We start from the raw sequence: 20,232 nt of genomic DNA, 5'->3' as shown, positions 1-20,232 counted from the left end.
TTAATTTACCTTGCTTTTAAAGGTATTTTCCCTATGAATTTTTCCGGTGTGAGTTTCTTCAAATTTTTCAATAAAATAGATCTTTTTAGGCCGCTCGAATTTTTCCAGACTTTTTAATTCACTAATTTCTTTCTGCAGTTTTTGAAGAAAAACTTCAGAAAATTCATTTTCAACAAAAAGCACCAGCTTTTCACCAAAAGAATCATCTGGCATTGCAGTTACAAATAAGCGCTGATCTATAATTTTAGAAAGCTTCTTTTCAATTTGTTCAGGATGAAGTTTTACCCCTCCGGAATTGATCACATTATCTATTCTCCCTTTCCAAATGAATTTCTTGTAGGTAAGGATTTCAACCACATCATTTGTGGTAATATTTTCATCTGAAAGTTTAGGAGCTTTAATCACTAAACAACCTCTATCATCTTGTGAAATATTGATATTGGGTAAGACTTTAAAAGGCCGGGATTTTTTCTTGTTTTTTGAAGGATTTAGCCTTTTTGCCGCAATATGGGTAACAGTTTCAGTCATTCCATACGTTTCATAAACCTTGGTACTGACTTCCTTTACCATTTTTTGAAGCCTGGGAGAAACCGCTCCACCGCCAACAATAAGTTTTTTTATAAGATGCAATCGCCCAACCGAATTATCTAACTGAAACGGTGTCATTGCACAAAAATCGTAACGTTTAAAAACCTGGTCTAATGGATTTGATGAAGGCGGCACCATATCTAATTGCCAACCCAAAACCATGGCGCGAACCAGCATCATTTTCCCGGCAATATAGGTGGCTGGCAAACATAATAAAGCAGTGGTTTTCTCAGGGAGGTCAAAAAATCGCGAAGTTGCAATGGCAGAGTTGATCATCTGCTCTTTTTTGATCCTTATAATTTTTGGTTTCCCGGTAGAGCCAGAAGTTTTTACCTCAACATATTTTGAAGGCTTGATCCAATCTAATAGAAAACTTCCTATTTTCTCTTCAAATGCCTCTCCTTCTTTTATAAAGTTATAGGCCACTAAATGCAGTTCGGCATTGGTATAATGTCGTTTATTCAGCCTAAAATCGGGATGGGTTTCCGGTACTTTATATTTATCTGCCATATTTAAAACCAAATATGTTACATTTCTACATATTGAAAGTTAGCAAATTGTAATGATAAATTTAACTTTCTTCTGAAAGTTTTAAGGTTTCTGGATTTTCTACTTTTCCGAAAAGTTTATTTTTCCAATTACTCCAGCCATATTTTTTAGCCATTATGAAAAGAAAAAGCGGATAAATTATAAATACTGGAATAGCCACATCCCAGAAACCTGCTATGGGCGCAGATACGTCTTTAAATATAGATTCAGTTTGGAAAGCAGTCCAGTCGGCAGTAACCAGTAGCGCCGCAACCAAATTATTGGCGGCATGGAAACCAAGCGCCAGTTCCAGGCCTTCATCCATTAGCGTCATAATTCCCAGCATAAATCCGGTTCCAATGTAGTGTATCATAATTATATCACCCAGCTGGCCTACCTCCGGATTAAAATAATGAAGCCCTCCAAAAATAATAGAAGTTAGAAATAATGGAACCCAGCGATTTTTAGCAAACACACCCAGCCCCTGCATTAAATATCCACGGAACATATATTCTTCGAAGCTGGTTTGCAGCGGAATGAATATAACCGCAATTCCTACTAGAATAAGAAATGAAGTGGGTTCAAAATTTAACTGATAATCTTCCGGATAGAAAAAATAATACCCCAGGGTTGTTAAAATAGTAAAGATGGCGACCAGCGTGAAAGCAAAGAAAAACCGACTCCAGTCTATCTTTTTTCGGGTAGTGGTTAGTGTTTTTAATGGCTGCGAGTGAAGGTATTTTACGTTGAATAAAACCGCCACAAGCCCGGCTGCAAAAGGTAATAATAAAAAAAATAAGGTTATGTTAGAATCGAATACTTTTAAAACTGCAGTTTCGTCCATAGCGGCATCAATACCACCTTCTAAAAAAAGAGCTACAACAAACGGTATTTGGGCTATAAAAACCGCAATCATAATTAAAACTACCCCAATAATGTATCTCCATAATTCATGATGATACCTAAACGCCTGCGCTATATACATTTACTAAAAATTAAATTCCCAGCTCTTCGCCGGATTATATTGAATATTTCCTTTTTCTACCTCTAACGGACTTTGAATGTTATTGGTGTATAAATTTCCGGTGCCAAGTCCCTGGGGCATTTTATTGTTTTTGGTATAAGTAAATTGTGAAATTGCATTTAGCCCCACATTACTCTCTAAAGCGCTGGTGATCCACCAGCCAATATTGTTTTCTTCGGCTAAATCTATCCACTCCTGTGTGCCTTTAAAACCACCGATTAAACTAGGCTTTAAAATAATATATTGTGGTTCTATTGTTTGTAATACTTCCTGCTTTTTCGTTACATCAAAAACACCAATTAGTTCTTCATCTAAAGCAATTGGTAAAGGAGTTTTATGACACAAATTTGCCATCTGTTCCCACTGACCTTGTTTTATGGGTTGCTCAATACTATGTAATTGGAATGCACTTAATCGCTTCAGCTTTTCCAAAGCTTCATTTGGTTTAAAAGCTCCATTGGCATCTACGCGTAATTCTATTTCCCCGGAAGAAAATTCAGATCGAATATATTTTAAAAGTTCCAGTTCGGTTTCAAAATCTATAGCGCCGATTTTCATTTTAATACAATCAAACCCCGCTTCAATTTTCTCCTGAATCTGGGATTTCATAAATGATTTCTCCCCCATCCAAATCAATCCGTTTATAGGTACTGAAGCTTTTCCCTTAGTAAATTCAGAAGGAAATATTTCAAAAGGATTTTCCGCCTTTAAAGATCTAAAAGCCATTTCTACGCCTATTTGGATACTTGGAAATTCTTTTAACTCTGCCCAAAGCATCGTTTCGCCTAAATTAATATTGTTGCAAACCCATTGCAATTTTTCTTCATAATCTGGCCTATCGTCTACGCTTAAGCTTCTAAGAATACCACATTCACCGTACCCGACTTTATCGCCATCGGTGATTTTTAAAAACCAGGTTTCTTTAGTAGTAAGAACGCCCCGCGAAGTTCCGCTGGGGCGTTTGAAATTTAAGATATACTTTTTATAATCTGCCTGCATATATTTTTATTGGGAAAAAAGCCAATACTAAAGTTCCAGGCTCTCTCCTATTTCAAGAAGCATAAGGTCTTTACCTTCATCAAAAAACTTTCTTTTTGCTTCTTCGTGGTCTATTTCAATATAGCCAAAAGTATCATAATGACAACCCAAAACCTTGTCACATTCTACAAAATCACTGGCTACTATCGCATCTTCAACACCCATCGTAAAATTGTCGCCAATTGGGAGGATTGCAAGGTCTAAAGTAGTGCGTTGAGGAATCAATTTCATATCCATAGTGAGCGCAGTATCTCCGGCAATATAAATATTTTTGTGTTCTCCTTCAATTACAAATCCGCCGGGTTGTCCGCCGTATTTTCCATCGGGGAAAGAGCTGGTGTGAATTGCATTTACGTATTTTACTTTTCCGAATTCAAAATCCCAGCTTCCTCCGTGATTCATTGGGTGAACTTCAATACCCTTTTCTTCATAATGGTTAGCAATCTCAAAATTACTAATAATTACAGACCCGGTATTTTTGGCGATTTCTTCAGCATCTAAAGTATGATCCTGATGCGCGTGAGTAAGTAAAATATAATCGGCCTTAATATTTTTGATATTGATCTTATCTTTTGCGAGTTCGTTTCCGGTGATAAACGGATCTACTAAAACGTTGATATCTGCTATTTTAATTCCGAAACAACTTTGTCCGTAATACGTGATTTTCATAACTAAAATTTTAAGTTCGCCCTAATTTAAGGATTCGCTGAAAAAGGTTGGAAATGACCAAATATATAATTTTGTTAAACTTCTACCAGATCTGACCTAAACCAAAAAGTACAGCCGTGGCAAAGGTAGAAAGCGCTAAAATTTTAAGTTCGGGATCAAGTAAAGTAGCATTTTCGTTCTCTACTACCCTTTTAAGATGAAGAATTAAAGGAATAAGAGCCGGTATATAAAGAAAATCGTTTATACTTTCTAAAGTAAGTACGGTAAAAATCACCAGGCAAAGAATAGCACCAAGAATTAGCGCATAATGATAGTTTTTAGCATTTTTAGAACCAAGTTTGACCACGAGGGTATTCTTCCCCGCTTTTTCGTCTGAAATACGGTCCCGCATATTATTAAGGTTTAAAACCCCCATACTCAGAAAACCAATACTGAATGCCGGAAGCAGCACTAACCAATTCCAGTGATTCGCATATAAAAAATAGGAGCCATAAACGGCGACCAAGCCGAAGAAAATAAACACAAAAACATCGCCCAGTCCCCGATAACCGTAAGCCGATTTTCCCACGGTATATTTTATAGCCGCAGCAATTGCACCAACCCCCAGCAGGAAAAAGAATAAGGCATAACCTAATTTTTCCTTTCCGAAAGATGCATAAATAAGCAAAATCGCAAAAAGCAAAGTAACAATTGCGGTAATAACAATTCCCTGAAACATTTCCTTTTGGGAGATAAGTCCGCTTTGAATAGCTCGTTGCGGTCCTACTCTATCCTCATTATCTGTACCCTTTATGCCATCGCCATAATCGTTAGCAAAATTTGAAAGTACCTGCAAACCCAAAGTTGTAGCCAGCGCCAGACTAAAAATACTAATATTAAAAAAGCCCTGTTCTACCGCTATTGTAGTTCCAACAATGATTCCTGAAACCGATAATGGTAAAGTTCTTAACCTGGCAGCGCTAATCCACGAATTTATTTTACCCATTTTAGTTTAAGATCTTAACCATTAATTCTTTAAGTAAATCGCCGTGAGAAATATTTACCGCGCCAACGCCTTTTCCCTTTACATCACTTTCATGAAGCAGGCCAATAACCTGGCTCACCTTTTTCATCGGGTAATTCTTTGCAGCGGCTATATAATCGCCTACAAAATAAGGATGCACTTTAAGCTGTTTGGCAACATTAGCTTTAGATTTATCGGGGAGGCCGTGATATTGCATTATTTGTGAGAAATAAGAAAACAAAAGCGAAATGGTAACTACCATAGGATTGTCTTTCGGGTTTTGCGCGAAGTAATTTACAATGCGGTGTGCCTTTAAGGAATCTCGCATACCTATGGCTTTTCGCAACTCAAAATTATTGAAATCCTTGCTTATTCCTATATTTTGCTCAATAAGTTCGGGCGTAATTTGAGTCCCCTCCGGAGTTATAAGCTGAAGTTTATTTAATTCATTATCAATTTTACCAAGATCTATTCCTAAAAATTCTACCAGCATTTGTGCTGCCTTGGGTGAAATTGTATAGTTTCTTGCCTTCAGAGTTTTCATTATCCAATCGGCTACCTGATTTTCATACAGTCGTTTGCTTTCAAATAAAATCCCGTTTTTCTTCAGGACTTTTGACAGTTTCTTCCTTTTATCAAGGCTTTTGTATTTATAGCAAAAAACCAAAGTAGTGGTAGGCTGCGGATTTTCGGCATAAGCTACCAGGTTTTCAATTGTACGGGAAAGATCCTGGGCTTCTTTTACAATAATAACCTGCCTTTCAGCCATCATTGGGTAGCGCTTGGCATTGCTAATAATTTCGTCTACGCTTGTATCGCGGCCATACATTATAATTTGGTTGAAGCCTTTTTCTTCTTCGGCCAGTAAATTTTGCGCTATAAAATCTGAGATCCTGTCTATATAATAAGGCTCTTCGCCCATTAAAAAGTAAAGCGGCGAAACACTGCCTTTTTGAATATTATTTACAATCTCTTTTGCTTCTTCCATTAACCTGAAGGATTTTTTTAAATTTATACCGAAGCTTGCCGCGCTGTGGTTTTGTTTTTTACTTTTGGCCTATGTTAGCGCTAAATTTTCCAAAGTATAATTTTCGGTTCAAAAATAGTGAAAATAAAATAGCCGTTTTTGATGAACTCCGGAAAAAGTTTGTGGTCTTAACCCCCGAAGAATGGGTGAGACAACACGTGGTTAAATTCCTTACTTTAGATAAAAATTACCCCAAAAACCATATAAACGTTGAAAAGCAACTCAAACTGGGAAAACTCACTAAACGCTATGATGCCGTTGTTTTTTATCCCGACGGAGAAATAAAAGTCGTGGTAGAATGCAAAGCGCCGCATATAAAGATCACCCAGGATGTTTTTGACCAGATCGCACGGTATAACCTCAGCCTGAAAGCCGATTTTTTAATGCTCACCAACGGTTTGCAACATTATTACTGTAAACTGGATTATGAAAAGGAGCGATATGATTTTCTCACTGAAATTCCAGATTATATTTCTACTAAAACTTCTGAAAACCTATGACGACTGCAGTAGTAATACTAAACTGGAACGGGCGCCATTTGCTTCAGCAGTTTCTGCCTTCAATAATCAGTTTTTCTGAAGACGCCAATATTTATGTGGCCGATAATGCTTCAACCGATGATTCAGTAGTATTTGTAAAAGAGAATTTTCCGCAGGTAAAGATTATTCAGAATAAAGAAAACGGCGGCTTCGCCAAAGGATATAATGATGCACTCCACGGTCTATCCGAAGATATTTTCGTGCTGCTAAACAGCGATGTAAAAGTTACCGAAAACTGGTTAAAGCCTATTCTTGCGATTTTTGAGAATGAAACTAAAACAGCTGCTGTTCAACCAAAAATTTTGGACTTCAAGAAAAAAGATCATTTTGAATATGCGGGCGCGGCCGGTGGATATATAGATAAATACGGGTATCCGTTTTGCCGGGGGAGAATTTTTGAGACTTTAGAAGAAGACTACGGTCAGTATAACGACGATGTTCCTGTTTTCTGGGGCAGTGGCGCCTGTTTGGCAATTAGAAATACAGTTTACTGGGAAGCCGGCGCACTCGATGAAGATTTTTTTGCACACCAGGAAGAAATAGATTTATGCTGGAGAATTCATAATTTAGGCTACCAAATAAAATCTTCCGGGATTTCCAGCGTTTACCACGTGGGTGGTGCTACTCTGGATAGTATGAATCCCCGAAAAACTTTTTTCAATTTTAGGAACAGTTTATATATGCTTTTAAAAAACGTGCCTGCGCCAAATGTATATTGGATTTTGATTATTAGAATGATCCTGGATGGAATTGCGGGGATCAGGCTTTTAGCAAATGGGAAATTCTCACATTTGTATGCCATCCTTCAGGCGCATACTTCTTTTTACCGTAACTTTCAAAAAATCTTTAGAAAACGAACAGGAGTTCCAAAAAACCCTGGATATTATCAGGTGAAATCTATTATTTGGTCCTATTTTTGTTTAAGCAAAAAAGAATTTTCTAAATTAAAATAAAGTATTCAAACTTATGTTAAAGCTTCTTTTTCCGCTTTACATTTTTTTGATACTTTTGAATCATCTAACATTAATAACAATTACAAGATTATGAAACGAATTATGCTTTTATCGGCAACCGCCGTTCTTTTGTTCTCCTCTTGCGTATCTAATAAAAAATACGCCGAGCTGGAAGAAAAACAACAACAAACTCAGGATGAACTAAATACCGCGACTATTAAATTAAACGCGTGTTTAGAAGACAAACAAAACCTGAATCAGCAAATTTCAAGACTTAACAACACCAACGCGGCCTTGTTAAACAATGTAGGTGACCTTGCTACCCTTTCTAAGAAAGAAGCTGAAAACCTTGAGCGTTCTCTTGAGAGCATTAAAGAAAAGGATATGGCTATTACCAGAATGCGTGATGCTATTAACAAAAAAGACTCTGTAACTTTAGCTCTTGTAACAAGTTTAAAAGGAGCGTTAGGAAATATGGCTGACGAAGACATTGAGATAAATGTTGAAAAAGGGGTGGTTTACGTTTCTATTTCAGATAAACTTTTATTTGACAGTGGTAGATATAATGTAACCAATCGTGCTAAAGAAGTACTTGGTAAAGTAGCTACTGTAGTGAAAAACAAGCCGGACATCGAGTTTATGGTAGAAGGGCATACTGATGATAAAGCTATCAAAACTTCAATGTTTGAAGATAACTGGGATCTTAGTGTAAAAAGAGCTACTTCTGTAGTAAGAATTCTTCAGGACGAATTTGGTGTAGAGCCAGCTAGAATGACTGCCGCTGGTAGAAGTTACTACGTTCCTGTTGCTTCTAATGATACTGAAGAAGGGCGTGCTAAAAACAGAAGAACAAGAATTGTTGTACTTCCAAAATTAGACCAGTTCTACGGAATGATCGAAGAAGGAATGGAAGCTGCTGAATAAGCTGATTTATTTCCGATATATTATAAGAAAACCCCGCTATTGCGGGGTTTTTTGTTTCTAAAATATTTCTGCGATTAGGATTTCAAGAAACGCAATAATATTTCATTAAATTCTTTCTTATGCGTCATTACCAAGCCATGAGGCGCACCTTTAATTACTTCATAAGTACTATTCTTAATTAACTCCTTACTTTTCTTCCCGGCAAGCTCTATAGGAACAATTTCATCGTCATCTCCGTGAACAATTAAGGTAGGCACATCAAACTCTTTTAGATCTTCCCTAAAATCGGTTAAACCGAAAGAATCTACACAATCTAAGGTTGCTTTAGCCGAAGCTTTACAAGCAATACTCCAGTCATAATGTTTCTGGTCTTCACTAATACGATCTTTATTTTTGTTGAAGTTGTAAAACTTATCACCAAAACCAGCTAAAAAGCCTGCGCGATCTTTTCTAATTTCTTCTTTAAATCCTTCAAAAACTTCTTTGTTGACCCCATCAGGATTATCATCGGTTTTCAACATAAAGGGCGGGACGGCTGAAACCAACGCGGCTTTTTCAATATTCGCGGTTCCGTATTTTCCAATAAAGCGGGCTACTTCTCCTCCACCCATAGAGAAACCTACAAGAATTGTTTTTGAAAGTCCTAATACGGTAATAACATCGTTTAAATCTGAAGCCAAAGTATCGTAATCATAACCTTTCCAAGGTTTATCGCTGTCTCCAAAGCCGCGGCGGTCATAGCTTATACATCTAAACCCTGCATCTACAATTTTCTCTACCTGGTATTCCCACATTCTATGACTTAATGGCCAGCCGTGAATTAGAATCACCGGTTGCCCTTCACCATAATCTTCGTAGAAAAGTTTAATCTTATTTCCTTTCTCTTCGTTTTTAGTCTCTATATAATTCATAGCCTATTTTTTTATTAAGTTATGTACTAAAACGCGCTATAAAAAAGTAAAGCCTGCATTTAGCAGGCTTTTAACGTGTAATCAAAAATTTAAATTAAAAACTACATAATTTCAATGCTTCCTTTTCCTTCTCTTATTACTTCAGGTTCTGAATTTGTAAGATCGATAACAGTTGAAGGGATATTGTCACCATAACCACCATCAATTACCAGGTCTACGAGATGATCCCATTTTTCTTTAATTAATTCAGGATCTGTGGTGTATTCTATAACTTCATCTTCATCGTAAATAGAGGTAGAAACAATCGGATTCCCCAAAGTGGCGACAATACTTTTACAAATCGCATTATCGGGCACCCTAATCCCTACTGTTTTCTTCTTTTTAAAAACATTTGGAAGGTTATTATTTCCGGGTAAAATAAACGTATAAGGGCCGGGAAGATTTCTTTTCAGCACTTTAAAAGTTGCAGAATCTATTTGTTTCACATAATCTGAAAGATTGCTTAAATCTTCACAAATAAAAGAGAAATTAGCCTTTTCAAGTTTTACGCCCTTGATCTGGGCGATTTTTTCTAATGCCGAGGTATTGGTTATATCACACCCAAGACCATAAACAGTATCCGTTGGATAAATTATAAGCCCCCCTTTTCTTAGGACTTCTACTACTTTATTAATATGTTTCTGACTCGGATTTTCGTCATAAATTTTAAGTAATTCAGCCATAATTATAATTTTTTAGTAATTGAGAATTTACAAATTTTCGTGCAGATATTTTTGAAATAGACTAACTAATCTAATTTAGAAACTTCACTTTCCAGCTTCAGCACTTTACTTCCATCCTCCTGTTCTATGAAAAGTGCTTTATTGCCTTCTTCGCCTTTTCGGGTAATTTCAATGCCGGCTATTGTTTTGTTGATTTCCTTGGTGTAAGTTTCAGTGACTTTCCCTTCAGCCTTTCCATTTCCCCATTCCCAACTTACAGTGCTTCCTTCTCTAATCATTTTTTATTTTGAAGTTAAAAAGAAAGCCGCATGAAGCGGCTTTATATAACAGAAGTTTAACGAGTTTAAGAGATCAATTTCAGCTTGGCAAATCTTAAAAGTAATTTTTTAATTCCACCGTTTTCAAAATCAATTTCGGCTTTTTTGTCCTGCCCTACCCCATCTATAGCGAGCACTTTTCCTTTGCCAAAACGCATATGCTCTACCTCATTCCCAACTTCAAGTTTTATTGCATTTGTAGCTTTTTGAGGCTCGGGGCTGGCCGGTTTTAGTTTTCGAAGTTTTCTTAACTGCGATTCACTCGGTTTATGCGCCGGTGGCGGAGTTCCCTTTTTAGGTTTGCTCTGTCTTAATTTACTTTTATCAATATCATCACCAAAAATATCGGTATCAATAAGCGGCTTGTATTTATAATCATCCTGCGGAATCATATAATCCATATACTGCTCGTCTACCTCTTCAATAAACCTACTCGGTTCGGCATCTACCAATTTTCCCCAGCGGTATCGGGACTGAGTATAGGTTAGGTAAGCCTGTTTTTCGGCCCGGGTGAGTGCTACGTAGAATAAACGCCGTTCTTCTTCAAGTTCACTTCGGGTATTCATACTCATTCCTGAAGGAAACAGATCTTCTTCCAACCCAACAATATATACATAGGGAAATTCCAGTCCTTTTGCCAGGTGAATGGTCATTAACGCCACGCGGTCGTCATCACCGGTATCTTTATCCATATCAGTTGCAAGCGCGACATCTTCCAGGAATTCAGCTAAAGAACCATCAGCATCAGCCAGTTCTTTTTGGCCTTCCACAAAATCTTTAATCCCGTTAAGTAATTCTTCTATATTTTCAATCCTAGCAATACCTTCTGGAGTACCATCTTTCTTTAATTCCTGAACCAATCCTGTTTTTTTGGCCACAGTATCTGCAACAGTAAAGGCATCGGCATTTTCGGCTAAAATCGTGAAACTCTTAATCATATTCACGAAATTATTCAGCTTGGTCTGTGTACTTTTATTGATCTTTAGATCCAGATGATCTATATTTTCAATAATTTCAAAAATGGTTTTCCCATATTGATTTCCCGCAATGCTTAACCTATCCATGGTGGTCTGCCCAATTCCTCGAGCCGGATAATTAATTATCCTCTTTAAAGCTTCTTCATCTTTTGGGTTGATCAGTAATCTTAAATAAGACAGGACATCTTTAATTTCTTTACGCTGGTAGAATGAAAGTCCGCCATAAATTCTATACGGAATTTCCTTTTTCCTAAGCGCGTCTTCCATCGCCCTACTTTGCGCGTTGGTTCGATAGAGAATAGCAAAATCGCCATTACTCATCTGATTTTGCATTCGGTTCTCAAATATAGAACTGGCAACAAATCGGCCCTCTTCCCCATCGGTTAGCAAGCGATTCACCACGATTTTTGGCCCTTCATCATTAGCTGTCCAAACTATTTTTTCCAGTTTGGTTTTATTTTTTTCAATTATGGAGTTTGCTGCCTTTACAATATTTTTGGTAGAACGGTAATTTTGCTCTAACCGGTACATTTGTACGTTATCATAATCTTTCTGAAAGTTCAGAATATTGTTGATATTCGCTCCGCGGAATGCATAAATACTCTGCGCATCATCACCTACTACACATATATTCTGAAATTTATCTGAGAGTGCTTTTACAATTAAATACTGCGAATGATTGGTATCCTGGTACTCATCTACCAGAATATATCTAAAACGATTCTGGTATTTATGAAGCACTTCAGGAAAACGATTTAAAAGTTCATTGGTTTTCAGCAAAAGATCATCGAAATCCATCGCGCCAGCTTTAAAACAACGCTCCACATATTCCTGATAGATTTCACCAAGACGTGGCTTTTTAGACATCGCATCGGCCTCTTTCAATTCCGGATTTTGGAAATAAGCTTTTACGGTAATTAAACTATTTTTATAGGAAGAAATACGGCTGTAAACCTGTTTATATTTATAAACGTCTTTATCCAGGCGCATATCTTTAATAATCGCCCTAATCACGCTTTGAGAATCTTGAGTATCGTAAATAGTGAAGTTTGACGGATAGCCTAGTTTATCAGCCTCAAAACGTAAAATCTTAGCAAAAATAGAATGAAAAGTCCCCATCCAAAGATTTTTCGCTTCACTGTTACCCACAATTTTAGCGATACGGGTTTTCATCTCCCGGGCAGCTTTATTGGTAAAGGTGAGCGATAAAATATTAAAAGGATCTACTCCCTGGCTCATAAGGTAAGCAATACGGTAGGTAAGCACCCGGGTTTTCCCAGATCCGGCTCCTGCAATTACAATCATTGCGCCGTCCTTTTGCAATACCGGCGCGCGCTGTGCGTCATTTAATTCGGCTAAATAAGCTTCCAATCTCTTCAGTTTTTTAAATGCGTGAAATTAACCAAAATGATACAATTTATAAACCCGTAAACCTACTTTGTTTTAAACAAACTCAGATTAGCTTTGAGCAATTGTTTAAGTTTTTAATATCTTTAAAATTCTGCAATCCAATTGAGCGCGAAATAAAACTTACTATGAAAAAAATTATATTCAGCCTTCTCGGGCTTTTCAGCTTTAATTTAGCGGCGCAGGAAATTTATCCCGAAATCAATTCCGCGGCCGAAGAGATAGAAGAACAGGTAATTTCCTGGCGAAGGGATTTTCACCAAAATCCTGAACTTTCGAATCGCGAAACCGAAACCGCAAAAAAAATCGCAGCTCATTTAAAAAGTCTTGGAATAGAAACCACCACCGGCATAGCTAAAACCGGAGTAGTAGGAATTCTAAAAGGCGGTAATGAGGGAAAAACTGTCGCTTTAAGAGCCGATATTGACGCACTACCGGTAACCGAAAGAAATGACCTTCCTTTCAAATCTGAAGTGCGCACGGAGTTTTTAGGCTCAGAAACGGGGGTGATGCACGCTTGCGGACACGATACACATATTGCGATTATGATGGGCGTTGCAGAAATACTTTCAAAAAACAAAGACAAGATAAACGGAACGGTAAAATTTATATTTCAACCCGCGGAAGAAGGTCCGCCGCCGGGTGAAGAAGGCGGAGCATCCCTCATGATAAAAGAAGGCGTACTAAAAAATCCGGATGTCGATGCGATTTTCGGACTTCATATAAATTCAGAAACTCCTGTGGGAACTATTAAGTATAAGCCTGAAGGTACTATGGCAGCGGTGGAGCGTTTTGTAATAAATGTCAAAGGAAAACAAACCCACGGTTCAGCGCCCTGGAGTGGTACAGATCCTATTTTAATTTCAGCAAAAATTATCGATGGTTTGCAAACCATAATTAGCAGGGAATCTAAACTCGTTGATGCTGCGGCGGTGATTTCTGTAGGTAAAATCACCAGCGGTATTCGTTTTAATATTATTCCGGAATCCGCTGAAATGATCGGGACGATAAGAACTTTGGATCCTGATATGAAAGCATTAATTCTAAAAAGAATGAACGATATGGTTCCTGCAATTGCTAAAGCTTATGGCGGGGAAGCTACGGTTGAAATTCAGAATAATACCGCGATTACTTATAACGACCCCGAACTTACCAGCAAAATGCTACCGACTTTACAAAAGGTAGCAGGAAAAGAAAATGTGGTTTTGGCCAAAGCAACAACCGGTGGGGAAGATTTCTCTTTCTTCCAGGAAGAAATTCCCGGTTTCTATTATTTCCTGGGTGGAAAACCTTTAGATTCCAATGAACCGGCACCCCACCACACTCCCGACTTTTTCATAGATGAAAGCGGAATGTTAGTCGGGGTAAAAACAATGTCTCAACTGGCTATAGATTACCTAAACCAATAATTTATGGAAAGCATTTTAGATTTTTTAGCGAGCATTCCCTGGTGGGGATGGATTCTTATCGTTATTGTTTTAATTGCTATTAGAGATATTTTTTTCAATCGGGAACATACTATAAAACATAATTTTCCCGTGGTGGGACATTTGCGGTATTTTTTAGAAGGAATTGGTCCGGAATTACGCCAGTATATCGTGGCCAGCAACAGGGAAGAATTACCATTTAACCGGGTAGAACGCGGCTGGATTTATGCCTCTGCGAAAAATGAAAATAATTACGAAGGTTTTGGAACCGATCAGGATATTTTTTCGACGCATTATATTTTTATAAATAACGCGATGATTCCTTATAAACTGGACGAAAAGCATCCGAACAGAATAGACCCAAATTTCATTGCCTGTGCAAAAGTGATGGGCGAATTTAACAAAAGAAAACGTCCGTTTAGACCGGCCTCTATCATCAATGTTTCGGCTATGAGCTTTGGTTCACTTTCAGCTAGGGCAATAGAATCTCTAAACGCAGGTTGTAAAGAAGCCGGGGCCTACCACAATACCGGGGAAGGCGGACTGTCGCAATATCACCAAAAAGGAGCAGACGTGGTTTTTCATTTTGGAACCGGATATTTTGGAGTTCGGGATGAAAAAGGAAACTTTTCTATGGATAGGATGGTGGCGCTTGTAAAAGAGAATCCTCAAATCCGCGCTATTGAAATTAAACTTTCGCAGGGTGCAAAACCTGGAAAAGGCGGCGTGCTGCCTGCTTCAAAAATTACTAAAGAGATTTCTGAAATTAGGCACGTTCCTATGGGGCAGGACATTCTGTCCCCTCCAAATCATTCTGCTTTCGACAATATTCCAGAATTGGTAGATTTTATTGAAGATATCGCTGAAGCGACCGGCCTCCCGGTTGGGATTAAATCGGCCGTTGGTAGGTTAAATCAATGGGAAGAACTCGCAACGCTAATGGCTGAAACGAAAAGGGGACCCGATTTTATTACTATTGACGGTGGCGAAGGCGGAACCGGGGCCGCACCTCCAAGTTTTGCCGATCACGTTTCATTACCTTGGATCTACGCATTTACCGATGTTTACAAAATATTTCTGAATGAAGGGATTACCGATAGAATTGTCTTTATTGGAAGTGGGAAACTCGGGTTCCCCGCAAAAGCCGCAATGGCCTTTGCCCTTGGCGCCGATTGCATAAACGTGGCCCGGGAAGCAATGATGAGTATTGGCTGTATACAGGCGCAGGCCTGCCACAATAACACCTGCCCTACCGGCGTTGCTACACAAAACAAATGGTTGCAGGCGGGAATTAATGTAAAAGACAAAGCACGGCGGGTAAATTACTATTTCACCAAATTTAGAAAAGAGCTTTTAGAAATTACACACGCCTGTGGTTACGAGCATCCGTCACAATTTACTATGGACGATGTGGAGATAAATTTAAGCGATAAGAACCTAGCAAAAACCCTGGCCATCACTTTTGCATATCACAAAGAAAAAGTACCTTTCGGGGGTATTCAAACGCATATGGATAGCCCTCATCTGGGTGGAATTCATAAGCAAAAAGAAGTAACGACCAAAGAAGCCGAAACCGAAGAAACCGCACCCCATAATAAGAACGAATGAACCAGATAGAACTTTCACAAATACTTTTAGCTATTTTACCGGCTTTAATTGTTGGTGTAGTAGCCTTTTATTTTTTTAGTTCCTATAACAAAAATGAAGAAAACAGAAGACGTTTTCTTTTACATAGAGAAAATCAGAAAACTTCGCTTCCTTTAAGATTACAGGCGTACGAAAGAATGACCCTCTTTTTAGAACGTATTTCTCCCGGTAAACTCTTATTCAGGGTAAAACCCAATTCTAATGATAAAGAAGCCTATGAACGAGCCTTAATTAATACAATTGAACAGGAATTTGAACATAACCTGGCGCAGCAAATTTATCTTTCGGTTGAATGTTGGGATTATATTAAAACGGCTAAAAACGCTACTATCGGAATTATTAGAAAAGCTAACCAACAGGAAAGTGTTACTGATTCCGATAAATTAAGAGAGATAATTTTGAAGAATTTAATGGAAAAACAATCTCCAACTGAAGCTGCAATCGCTTACTTAAAAAATGAAGTAAAACGCTTCATTTAGAATAATCCGAAGAAACTTTTGCGTTTGGTTGCCAGGAATTGCATATGTTTTTCCTTGGCGTGGTCGTAACCTTGCTGCCACCATTCCCCCATTAATTTTTTGTTGAAAACCAGTGAGTTTTCAGTCAGTTTTGTAGGAGTGTAATAAGTATTCAGTTTTACTTTTTTGTTTAAAGCGGCCAGCTTCCCTTCTACAATATCGTGGTATTCTACCTGGTCCAGTAAAAATCCAAAAAGGTTGATCATTAACGAAAAAGGATTTTTCCCCAGCACTTTGTTATATTCCATATTTTCGGCTTCAAGGATAATCGCATCAACTTCAGTTGCACCGCGTTTTATGGCTTCACGTATAGGTACCACGCAACCCAAACCACCATCGGCATATTCAAATCCGTCTTTATTGGCAAGGCTCATAAACGGAATATAATTACAACTTATCCAGATCCAGTCGCAAAAATCTTCGTAAGAAAAATCGTTAATCGACTTATATTCTACGCGGTTTTTGGATAAATTGGAAACTGTTACAATTACATCTTCAACCTGGTTTTTAAGCTTATCAAAATCTTCTTCAGAAAAATTTCTTTTTATATGTTTTCTAAGGTTTTGGCTTTCGCCAAAAGTTCTTTTCTTCCGCACAAACTGCCAGAACATATTAAAGTAATTGATGGTCACATACTCCCTTCCTTCTTTTCGTTTAACCACAAAAGGATTAATGCTAAAAATCTTGCGCTGGTTTACGTTGGTGTAGATCTCGTAAACCTTATCTATATTTCCCATCGCGAGATGCGGAATAAGCAAGCTCCCGGTTGAAGTACCAAGAAACAAATCGTATTTCTTGCCCTCCTCCTGAATTAAATATTGAGCAACGCCTCCTGCGAAGGCGCCTTTACTGCCCCCGCCAGATATTACCAGTGCACGCATTAAGGTTCAATTTGATTAATTTCCTCGCTTTTTTCTTCGGCAAATTTATAACCGCTTTTCCACCAGGATTTCATTTGCTTTTCGTCAAAAATAAGGGAATTGGTAGTCAATACCGTAGGCGTGTAGTAAAAATTTATAGTTACATTTTTATTAGCAGCCGCAAACTTCCCTATTTTAATATTTTGAGATTCGATCCTGTCCAACATAAATCGAAACAAATTAGTGATGAGTCCAAAAACGTTCTTGGAAGGCATTCTATTATAAAAGGTAGCTTCAGTTTGTAAAATAATCGCGTCAATATGGGTAGCGCCTCGTTTTATAGCTTCTTCAATTGGCACCATTGTACCCAACCCACCATCGGCATATTCGCAACCATTTTTCTGTACAAGGCTCATAAAAGGAGTGTAATTACAGGAAATCCAGATCCATTCACAAAACTCCTCGTATTCAAAATCTTTAATCGATTTATATTCTACCGTATTTAAAGAGATATTAGAAACCGTTACCACAATATCCTTCTTAGCGGCCTGTAAACTCAAGAATTCTTCCTTGGTTAAAGTGGCTTCAATAAGTTTTTTAAGGTTTTTACTTTCGCCAAAAGTCTTTTTTCCTTTTAGAAAATTAAGAAGTACGTTTAAGTGATTTATGCTAATTTGATCGTAGCCGTGACGCCTTTTTATAAGAAAAGGGCGATTACTAAAAATACTACTTTGATTTACCGTAGTATAAATTTCTTTTATCTTTTCACACTTATTTAAAGCAAGATGAGAAATAAGTAAACTCCCCGTAGAAGTTCCTAAATATAGTTCGTAATCGCGTTGTAATTCTTCAATTAAATACTGGGCTACCCCACCGGCAAAAGCGCCTTTGCTGCCTCCTCCCGATATTACCAATGCCCTCATTAATTGAGTTTTGTTTGCAAATAATCCAGCTCTTTTTGAGAAAGACTATCCTCTAAAGCTAAGAATTTCTGCTGATATTCTTCGTTTTTAAGCAGCTCATTTAATAACTGCCGTGAATAGTTGCTAAACCTGTAAGTTGGGTGTTGTGTTCCCTGCATCAGGTCCAGCAGATTTTGATTGGTAAAACTATTTATCTGGTATAAATAACCAAAAGCATTTTCCCTAACCGCAATGGGAAAATGAACCGCGGTATAACCCGAAAGTTCGTTATATGTTTCCTGTTGTTTCTCAGGTTCATAATTTGGTGTCACCAGGTTTAAGGTCAGCCAAAGCATACGCACATTTTTATTGGTAAATCCTTCAATTCCTTTGGTTTGATCTAAATAGGTGGAAACTTCCTGGGGAAAATTCATCCATAATTTAAGCAGAGCGGCTTCTTTAGTAACATAGGATTCATCATTGAGCAGAGATTCAAATTTTGATTTTAATTCCTGCGGAATTCTCTCCATACTGGTTGCAATAGCCTGGCGAACATACATGTTGTTTGTTTCAAATGCTTTATTGTAAAGATTTATAGCTCTGGCAGAAGTTTCACCTTCTAATTGATAAACCACTTCCTGACCAGTATAATCGCTTACCGGGAAATCGAGTTCTGCACTTAAAAGTTCTTCCTTTTTTTCTAAAGCTGTTTCCCGAAGAGCCAGAATATTTAAATGATTTTGAATGAATTCTGAATTCTTTAAAGAATTTAAAGCTGCAAAACCCTGAAAAGCGGTTTGGTTTAACCATTTTGCCATAAAATCGGACAGACTTACATTCGCGGCAGATTCAACCTCAGCAATAAAATTCTCGGTTGTAGCGGTTTTGAATTTGTAGCGTTCCAAATAATTTTTCACCGCTTTTTTAAACACCTCATCTCCCACTCGCTCACGCAAAATATGCAAAACCCAGGCTCCTTTTTGATAATAAGTTAACGATGTTGCCCCGGCTTTAGTAACCGGTTCACCTTTTCCGTTATCGCTTATTTCCTTGAGTTTTTCCCCAGATTCATAAAGTTGCCAGTAATAATAATCATCTCCAAAAACCTCACGCTCGGCAAGCAGTGCGTAATAAGTAGAAAATCCCTCATGTAGCCAGTGATCGTTATTCGTTTCAGCAGTCACTAAATTTCCAAACCATTGGTGGGCCAGTTCGTGTGCGTTGACGCTCACGTAATTTCGGTCTGTAAAACCAATAGAATCTGTAATAAAAGCGTGGTCAAAAATAGTGGCTGTGGTATTTTCCATTCCCGAATAAAGAAAATCGCGCACGGGTGCCTGCTTGTAATTTTGCCACGGATAAGCTACCCCAATTTCATCCTCGAGAAAATCGAAAATCTTCTTGGTGTGCCGGTAAGTGGGTTCCATTTTCTCTTTTTCTGAAACCGGCATAAAATATTGCAAAGAAACCCCTGTAGCAGATTTGTTTTCGTCCACCGCGTAATTTCCTGCTGCAAAAGCCAGTAAATAACTGCTCATAGGCTGCTGCATATCAAAATTCCAAACTCTTAAAGAATCATTTATAGATGTGCCGGTGAGTTTTCCGTTGGCCATCAATTCTAAATCCTTCGGAAAATGATAGGTGATATTAAATTCTACTTTTTCCCGCTGATCGTCAAAAGAAGGCAACCAGTTAGAAGTATATTTTCCCTGCCCCTGCGTCCATATTTGTTTTGGCGCCTTTATAGAATCGGTAATATCCCAATTAATAAAATACACCGCTTCCTTTGGTTCTACTGAATATTTCAGTTGAAGGGAATTATTCTCTGAATGGTTTATTTCATTTTTTATCCAAATACGTGCTCGCGAATTCCTGAAGTTTTTTGGTTCCCCGTTCAGCAAAACCTCATCAAAATGCATATTGCGCGCATCAACATAGAAGGAATCGATGCTTTTTAAAATTTTGAACTCGTAATCAATCTCACCCCAAACCTCTTTGTTTGCCGGATTTACAAAAACTTCTGCATCAGCTTTTATAAAATCTATATTTTCAACTTGATTGAGGGAATCTGCAATGGGTGCCTGGCTATAAAAGTTCCAGCTACAACAAAAAAGGAGGGTGATAAAGGAATATTTCATATTTAAAAACTACGGCCCACAAATTACAAAAACTGAAGAAATTTAAACCCGGAAAATTTCAGGTTTAATTTTTAAGTGAAATTCAGCCTAAAAAACCTGATTTTAATATCTTC

Annotated in this window: 19 protein-coding genes; 6 read left to right on the top strand and 13 right to left on the bottom strand. The window is 37.8% G+C overall.

The genetic code is table 11. From position 1 onward, the window contains the following. The 6 genes from B5X53_RS16530 to holA form a co-directional block, all read right to left on the bottom strand. Positions 1 to 1,098, bottom strand: a complete 1,098-nt coding sequence (locus tag B5X53_RS16530; protein ID WP_079714336.1) for an AMP-binding protein — start codon at positions 1,096 to 1,098, stop codon at positions 1 to 3. A gap of 61 nt (positions 1,099 to 1,159) precedes the next feature. Continuing rightward, entirely contained in the window at positions 1,160 to 2,101 is a 942-nt protein-coding gene (locus tag B5X53_RS16525; RefSeq protein WP_079714335.1) for a CPBP family intramembrane glutamic endopeptidase, read from the bottom strand. A gap of 3 nt (positions 2,102 to 2,104) precedes the next feature. Then, positions 2,105 to 3,139, bottom strand: coding sequence for an o-succinylbenzoate synthase (locus B5X53_RS16520; protein ID WP_079714334.1), 1,035 nt, complete (start codon positions 3,137 to 3,139; stop codon positions 2,105 to 2,107). A 27-nt stretch (positions 3,140 to 3,166) separates the two neighbouring features. Beyond that, positions 3,167 to 3,847 carry a metal-dependent hydrolase gene (locus B5X53_RS16515; RefSeq protein WP_079714333.1) on the bottom strand — a complete coding sequence of 227 codons (681 nt, stop codon included), beginning with the start codon at positions 3,845 to 3,847 and terminating at the stop codon, positions 3,167 to 3,169. An 82-nt stretch (positions 3,848 to 3,929) separates the two neighbouring features. Continuing rightward, positions 3,930 to 4,832, bottom strand: coding sequence for a 1,4-dihydroxy-2-naphthoate octaprenyltransferase (gene menA / locus B5X53_RS16510; protein WP_079714332.1), 903 nt, complete (start codon positions 4,830 to 4,832; stop codon positions 3,930 to 3,932). A gap of 1 nt (position 4,833) precedes the next feature. Then, positions 4,834 to 5,838: a DNA polymerase III subunit delta gene (gene holA, locus B5X53_RS16505; protein ID WP_079714331.1), complete on the bottom strand. Its 1,005-nt coding sequence runs from the start codon at positions 5,836 to 5,838 to the stop codon at positions 4,834 to 4,836. Between the two features lie 71 nt (positions 5,839 to 5,909). On the opposite strand from holA, the gene B5X53_RS16500 reads away from it, so the two are divergent. The 3 genes from B5X53_RS16500 (at position 5,910) to B5X53_RS16490 (ending at position 8,293) form a co-directional block, all read left to right on the top strand. Continuing rightward, positions 5,910 to 6,377: a type I restriction enzyme HsdR N-terminal domain-containing protein gene (locus B5X53_RS16500; protein ID WP_079714330.1), complete on the top strand. Its 468-nt coding sequence runs from the start codon at positions 5,910 to 5,912 to the stop codon at positions 6,375 to 6,377. Then, complete coding sequence (locus B5X53_RS16495) at positions 6,374 to 7,369, top strand: glycosyltransferase family 2 protein (protein ID WP_079714329.1); 996 nt, start codon at positions 6,374 to 6,376, stop codon at positions 7,367 to 7,369. The genes B5X53_RS16500 and B5X53_RS16495 overlap by 4 nt, the downstream gene beginning before the upstream one ends. A 90-nt stretch (positions 7,370 to 7,459) precedes the next feature. Next, positions 7,460 to 8,293 (top strand): OmpA/MotB family protein, encoded by an 834-nt coding sequence (locus B5X53_RS16490; RefSeq protein ID WP_079714328.1) that lies wholly within the window; start codon positions 7,460 to 7,462, stop codon positions 8,291 to 8,293. Positions 8,294 to 8,367: 74 nt separating this feature from the next. Here the strand turns inward: B5X53_RS16490 and B5X53_RS16485 are convergent, their stop codons facing one another. The 4 genes from B5X53_RS16485 to B5X53_RS16470 form a co-directional block, all read right to left on the bottom strand. After that, the gene (locus B5X53_RS16485) at positions 8,368 to 9,204 is read right to left on the bottom strand and encodes an alpha/beta fold hydrolase (protein ID WP_079714327.1); all 837 of its coding nucleotides are present in this window, start codon (positions 9,202 to 9,204) and stop codon (positions 8,368 to 8,370) included. 101 nt (positions 9,205 to 9,305) lie between these two features. Next, positions 9,306 to 9,926 carry an L-threonylcarbamoyladenylate synthase gene (locus B5X53_RS16480; protein ID WP_075326045.1) on the bottom strand — a complete coding sequence of 207 codons (621 nt, stop codon included), beginning with the start codon at positions 9,924 to 9,926 and terminating at the stop codon, positions 9,306 to 9,308. A gap of 65 nt (positions 9,927 to 9,991) precedes the next feature. Then, positions 9,992 to 10,204, bottom strand: coding sequence for a hypervirulence associated TUDOR domain-containing protein (locus tag B5X53_RS16475; RefSeq protein WP_079714326.1), 213 nt, complete (start codon positions 10,202 to 10,204; stop codon positions 9,992 to 9,994). Positions 10,205 to 10,269: 65 nt separating this feature from the next. Continuing rightward, a complete protein-coding gene (locus B5X53_RS16470; RefSeq protein ID WP_079714325.1) occupies positions 10,270 to 12,591 on the bottom strand; it encodes an ATP-dependent helicase in 2,322 nt (773 codons plus the stop codon). A gap of 164 nt (positions 12,592 to 12,755) precedes the next feature. On the opposite strand from B5X53_RS16470, the gene B5X53_RS16465 reads away from it, so the two are divergent. Genes B5X53_RS16465 through B5X53_RS16455 form a run of 3 tightly spaced genes read left to right on the top strand, consistent with a single transcriptional unit; the run spans position 12,756 to position 16,180 of the window. Beyond that, on the top strand, positions 12,756 to 14,036 hold the full coding sequence (locus B5X53_RS16465) for an amidohydrolase (RefSeq protein ID WP_079714349.1): 1,281 nt from the start codon (positions 12,756 to 12,758) through the stop codon (positions 14,034 to 14,036). 3 nt (positions 14,037 to 14,039) lie between these two features. Next, the gene (locus B5X53_RS16460; protein WP_079714324.1) at positions 14,040 to 15,662 is read left to right on the top strand and encodes an FMN-binding glutamate synthase family protein; all 1,623 of its coding nucleotides are present in this window, start codon (positions 14,040 to 14,042) and stop codon (positions 15,660 to 15,662) included. Then, positions 15,659 to 16,180, top strand: coding sequence for a DUF7935 family protein (locus tag B5X53_RS16455; RefSeq protein WP_079714323.1), 522 nt, complete (start codon positions 15,659 to 15,661; stop codon positions 16,178 to 16,180). The genes B5X53_RS16460 and B5X53_RS16455 overlap by 4 nt, the downstream gene beginning before the upstream one ends. Here the strand turns inward: B5X53_RS16455 and B5X53_RS16450 are convergent. The 3 genes from B5X53_RS16450 to B5X53_RS16440 are packed head-to-tail and all read right to left on the bottom strand — an operon-like array spanning position 16,177 to position 20,119. Continuing rightward, positions 16,177 to 17,100 carry a patatin-like phospholipase family protein gene (locus B5X53_RS16450; protein WP_079714322.1) on the bottom strand — a complete coding sequence of 308 codons (924 nt, stop codon included), beginning with the start codon at positions 17,098 to 17,100 and terminating at the stop codon, positions 16,177 to 16,179. The two genes, B5X53_RS16455 and B5X53_RS16450, sit on opposite strands and share 4 nt — an antisense overlap. After that, positions 17,100 to 18,002 carry a patatin-like phospholipase family protein gene (locus B5X53_RS16445; protein WP_079714321.1) on the bottom strand — a complete coding sequence of 301 codons (903 nt, stop codon included), beginning with the start codon at positions 18,000 to 18,002 and terminating at the stop codon, positions 17,100 to 17,102. Before B5X53_RS16445 ends, B5X53_RS16450 begins: the two co-directional genes overlap by 1 nt. Continuing rightward, entirely contained in the window at positions 18,002 to 20,119 is a 2,118-nt protein-coding gene (locus B5X53_RS16440; RefSeq protein ID WP_079714320.1) for a M1 family metallopeptidase, read from the bottom strand. Before B5X53_RS16440 ends, B5X53_RS16445 begins: the two co-directional genes overlap by 1 nt. Positions 20,120 to 20,232 lie beyond the last annotated feature (113 nt).

Origin of the sequence: Salegentibacter salinarum (assembly GCF_900168115.1) — a bacterium.
In the GTDB taxonomy this organism is placed as follows: Bacteria; Bacteroidota; Bacteroidia; order Flavobacteriales; family Flavobacteriaceae; genus Salegentibacter; species Salegentibacter salinarum.
Note: the sequence above shows the minus strand (reverse complement) of the source record. Positions and strands in the feature narration are given on the sequence as shown.

What these genes read in the sequence shown, in the direction of transcription:
- B5X53_RS16530 (WP_079714336.1), bottom strand. Translation starts at nt 1,098, where the DNA reads ATGGCAGATAAATATAAAGTACCGGAAACCCATCCCGATTTTAGGCTG.
- B5X53_RS16525 (WP_079714335.1), bottom strand. Translation starts at nt 2,101, where the DNA reads ATGTATATAGCGCAGGCGTTTAGGTATCATCATGAATTATGGAGATAC.
- B5X53_RS16520 (WP_079714334.1), bottom strand. Translation starts at nt 3,139, where the DNA reads ATGCAGGCAGATTATAAAAAGTATATCTTAAATTTCAAACGCCCCAGC.
- B5X53_RS16515 (WP_079714333.1), bottom strand. Translation starts at nt 3,847, where the DNA reads ATGAAAATCACGTATTACGGACAAAGTTGTTTCGGAATTAAAATAGCA.
- menA (WP_079714332.1), bottom strand. Translation starts at nt 4,832, where the DNA reads ATGGGTAAAATAAATTCGTGGATTAGCGCTGCCAGGTTAAGAACTTTA.
- holA (WP_079714331.1), bottom strand. Translation starts at nt 5,838, where the DNA reads ATGGAAGAAGCAAAAGAGATTGTAAATAATATTCAAAAAGGCAGTGTT.
- B5X53_RS16500 (WP_079714330.1), top strand. Translation starts at nt 5,910, where the DNA reads ATGTTAGCGCTAAATTTTCCAAAGTATAATTTTCGGTTCAAAAATAGT.
- B5X53_RS16495 (WP_079714329.1), top strand. Translation starts at nt 6,374, where the DNA reads ATGACGACTGCAGTAGTAATACTAAACTGGAACGGGCGCCATTTGCTT.
- B5X53_RS16490 (WP_079714328.1), top strand. Translation starts at nt 7,460, where the DNA reads ATGAAACGAATTATGCTTTTATCGGCAACCGCCGTTCTTTTGTTCTCC.
- B5X53_RS16485 (WP_079714327.1), bottom strand. Translation starts at nt 9,204, where the DNA reads ATGAATTATATAGAGACTAAAAACGAAGAGAAAGGAAATAAGATTAAA.
- B5X53_RS16480 (WP_075326045.1), bottom strand. Translation starts at nt 9,926, where the DNA reads ATGGCTGAATTACTTAAAATTTATGACGAAAATCCGAGTCAGAAACAT.
- B5X53_RS16475 (WP_079714326.1), bottom strand. Translation starts at nt 10,204, where the DNA reads ATGATTAGAGAAGGAAGCACTGTAAGTTGGGAATGGGGAAATGGAAAG.
- B5X53_RS16465 (WP_079714349.1), top strand. Translation starts at nt 12,756, where the DNA reads ATGAAAAAAATTATATTCAGCCTTCTCGGGCTTTTCAGCTTTAATTTA.
- B5X53_RS16460 (WP_079714324.1), top strand. Translation starts at nt 14,040, where the DNA reads ATGGAAAGCATTTTAGATTTTTTAGCGAGCATTCCCTGGTGGGGATGG.
- B5X53_RS16455 (WP_079714323.1), top strand. Translation starts at nt 15,659, where the DNA reads ATGAACCAGATAGAACTTTCACAAATACTTTTAGCTATTTTACCGGCT.
- B5X53_RS16450 (WP_079714322.1), bottom strand. Translation starts at nt 17,100, where the DNA reads ATGCGTGCACTGGTAATATCTGGCGGGGGCAGTAAAGGCGCCTTCGCA.
- B5X53_RS16445 (WP_079714321.1), bottom strand. Translation starts at nt 18,002, where the DNA reads ATGAGGGCATTGGTAATATCGGGAGGAGGCAGCAAAGGCGCTTTTGCC.
- B5X53_RS16440 (WP_079714320.1), bottom strand. Translation starts at nt 20,119, where the DNA reads ATGAAATATTCCTTTATCACCCTCCTTTTTTGTTGTAGCTGGAACTTT.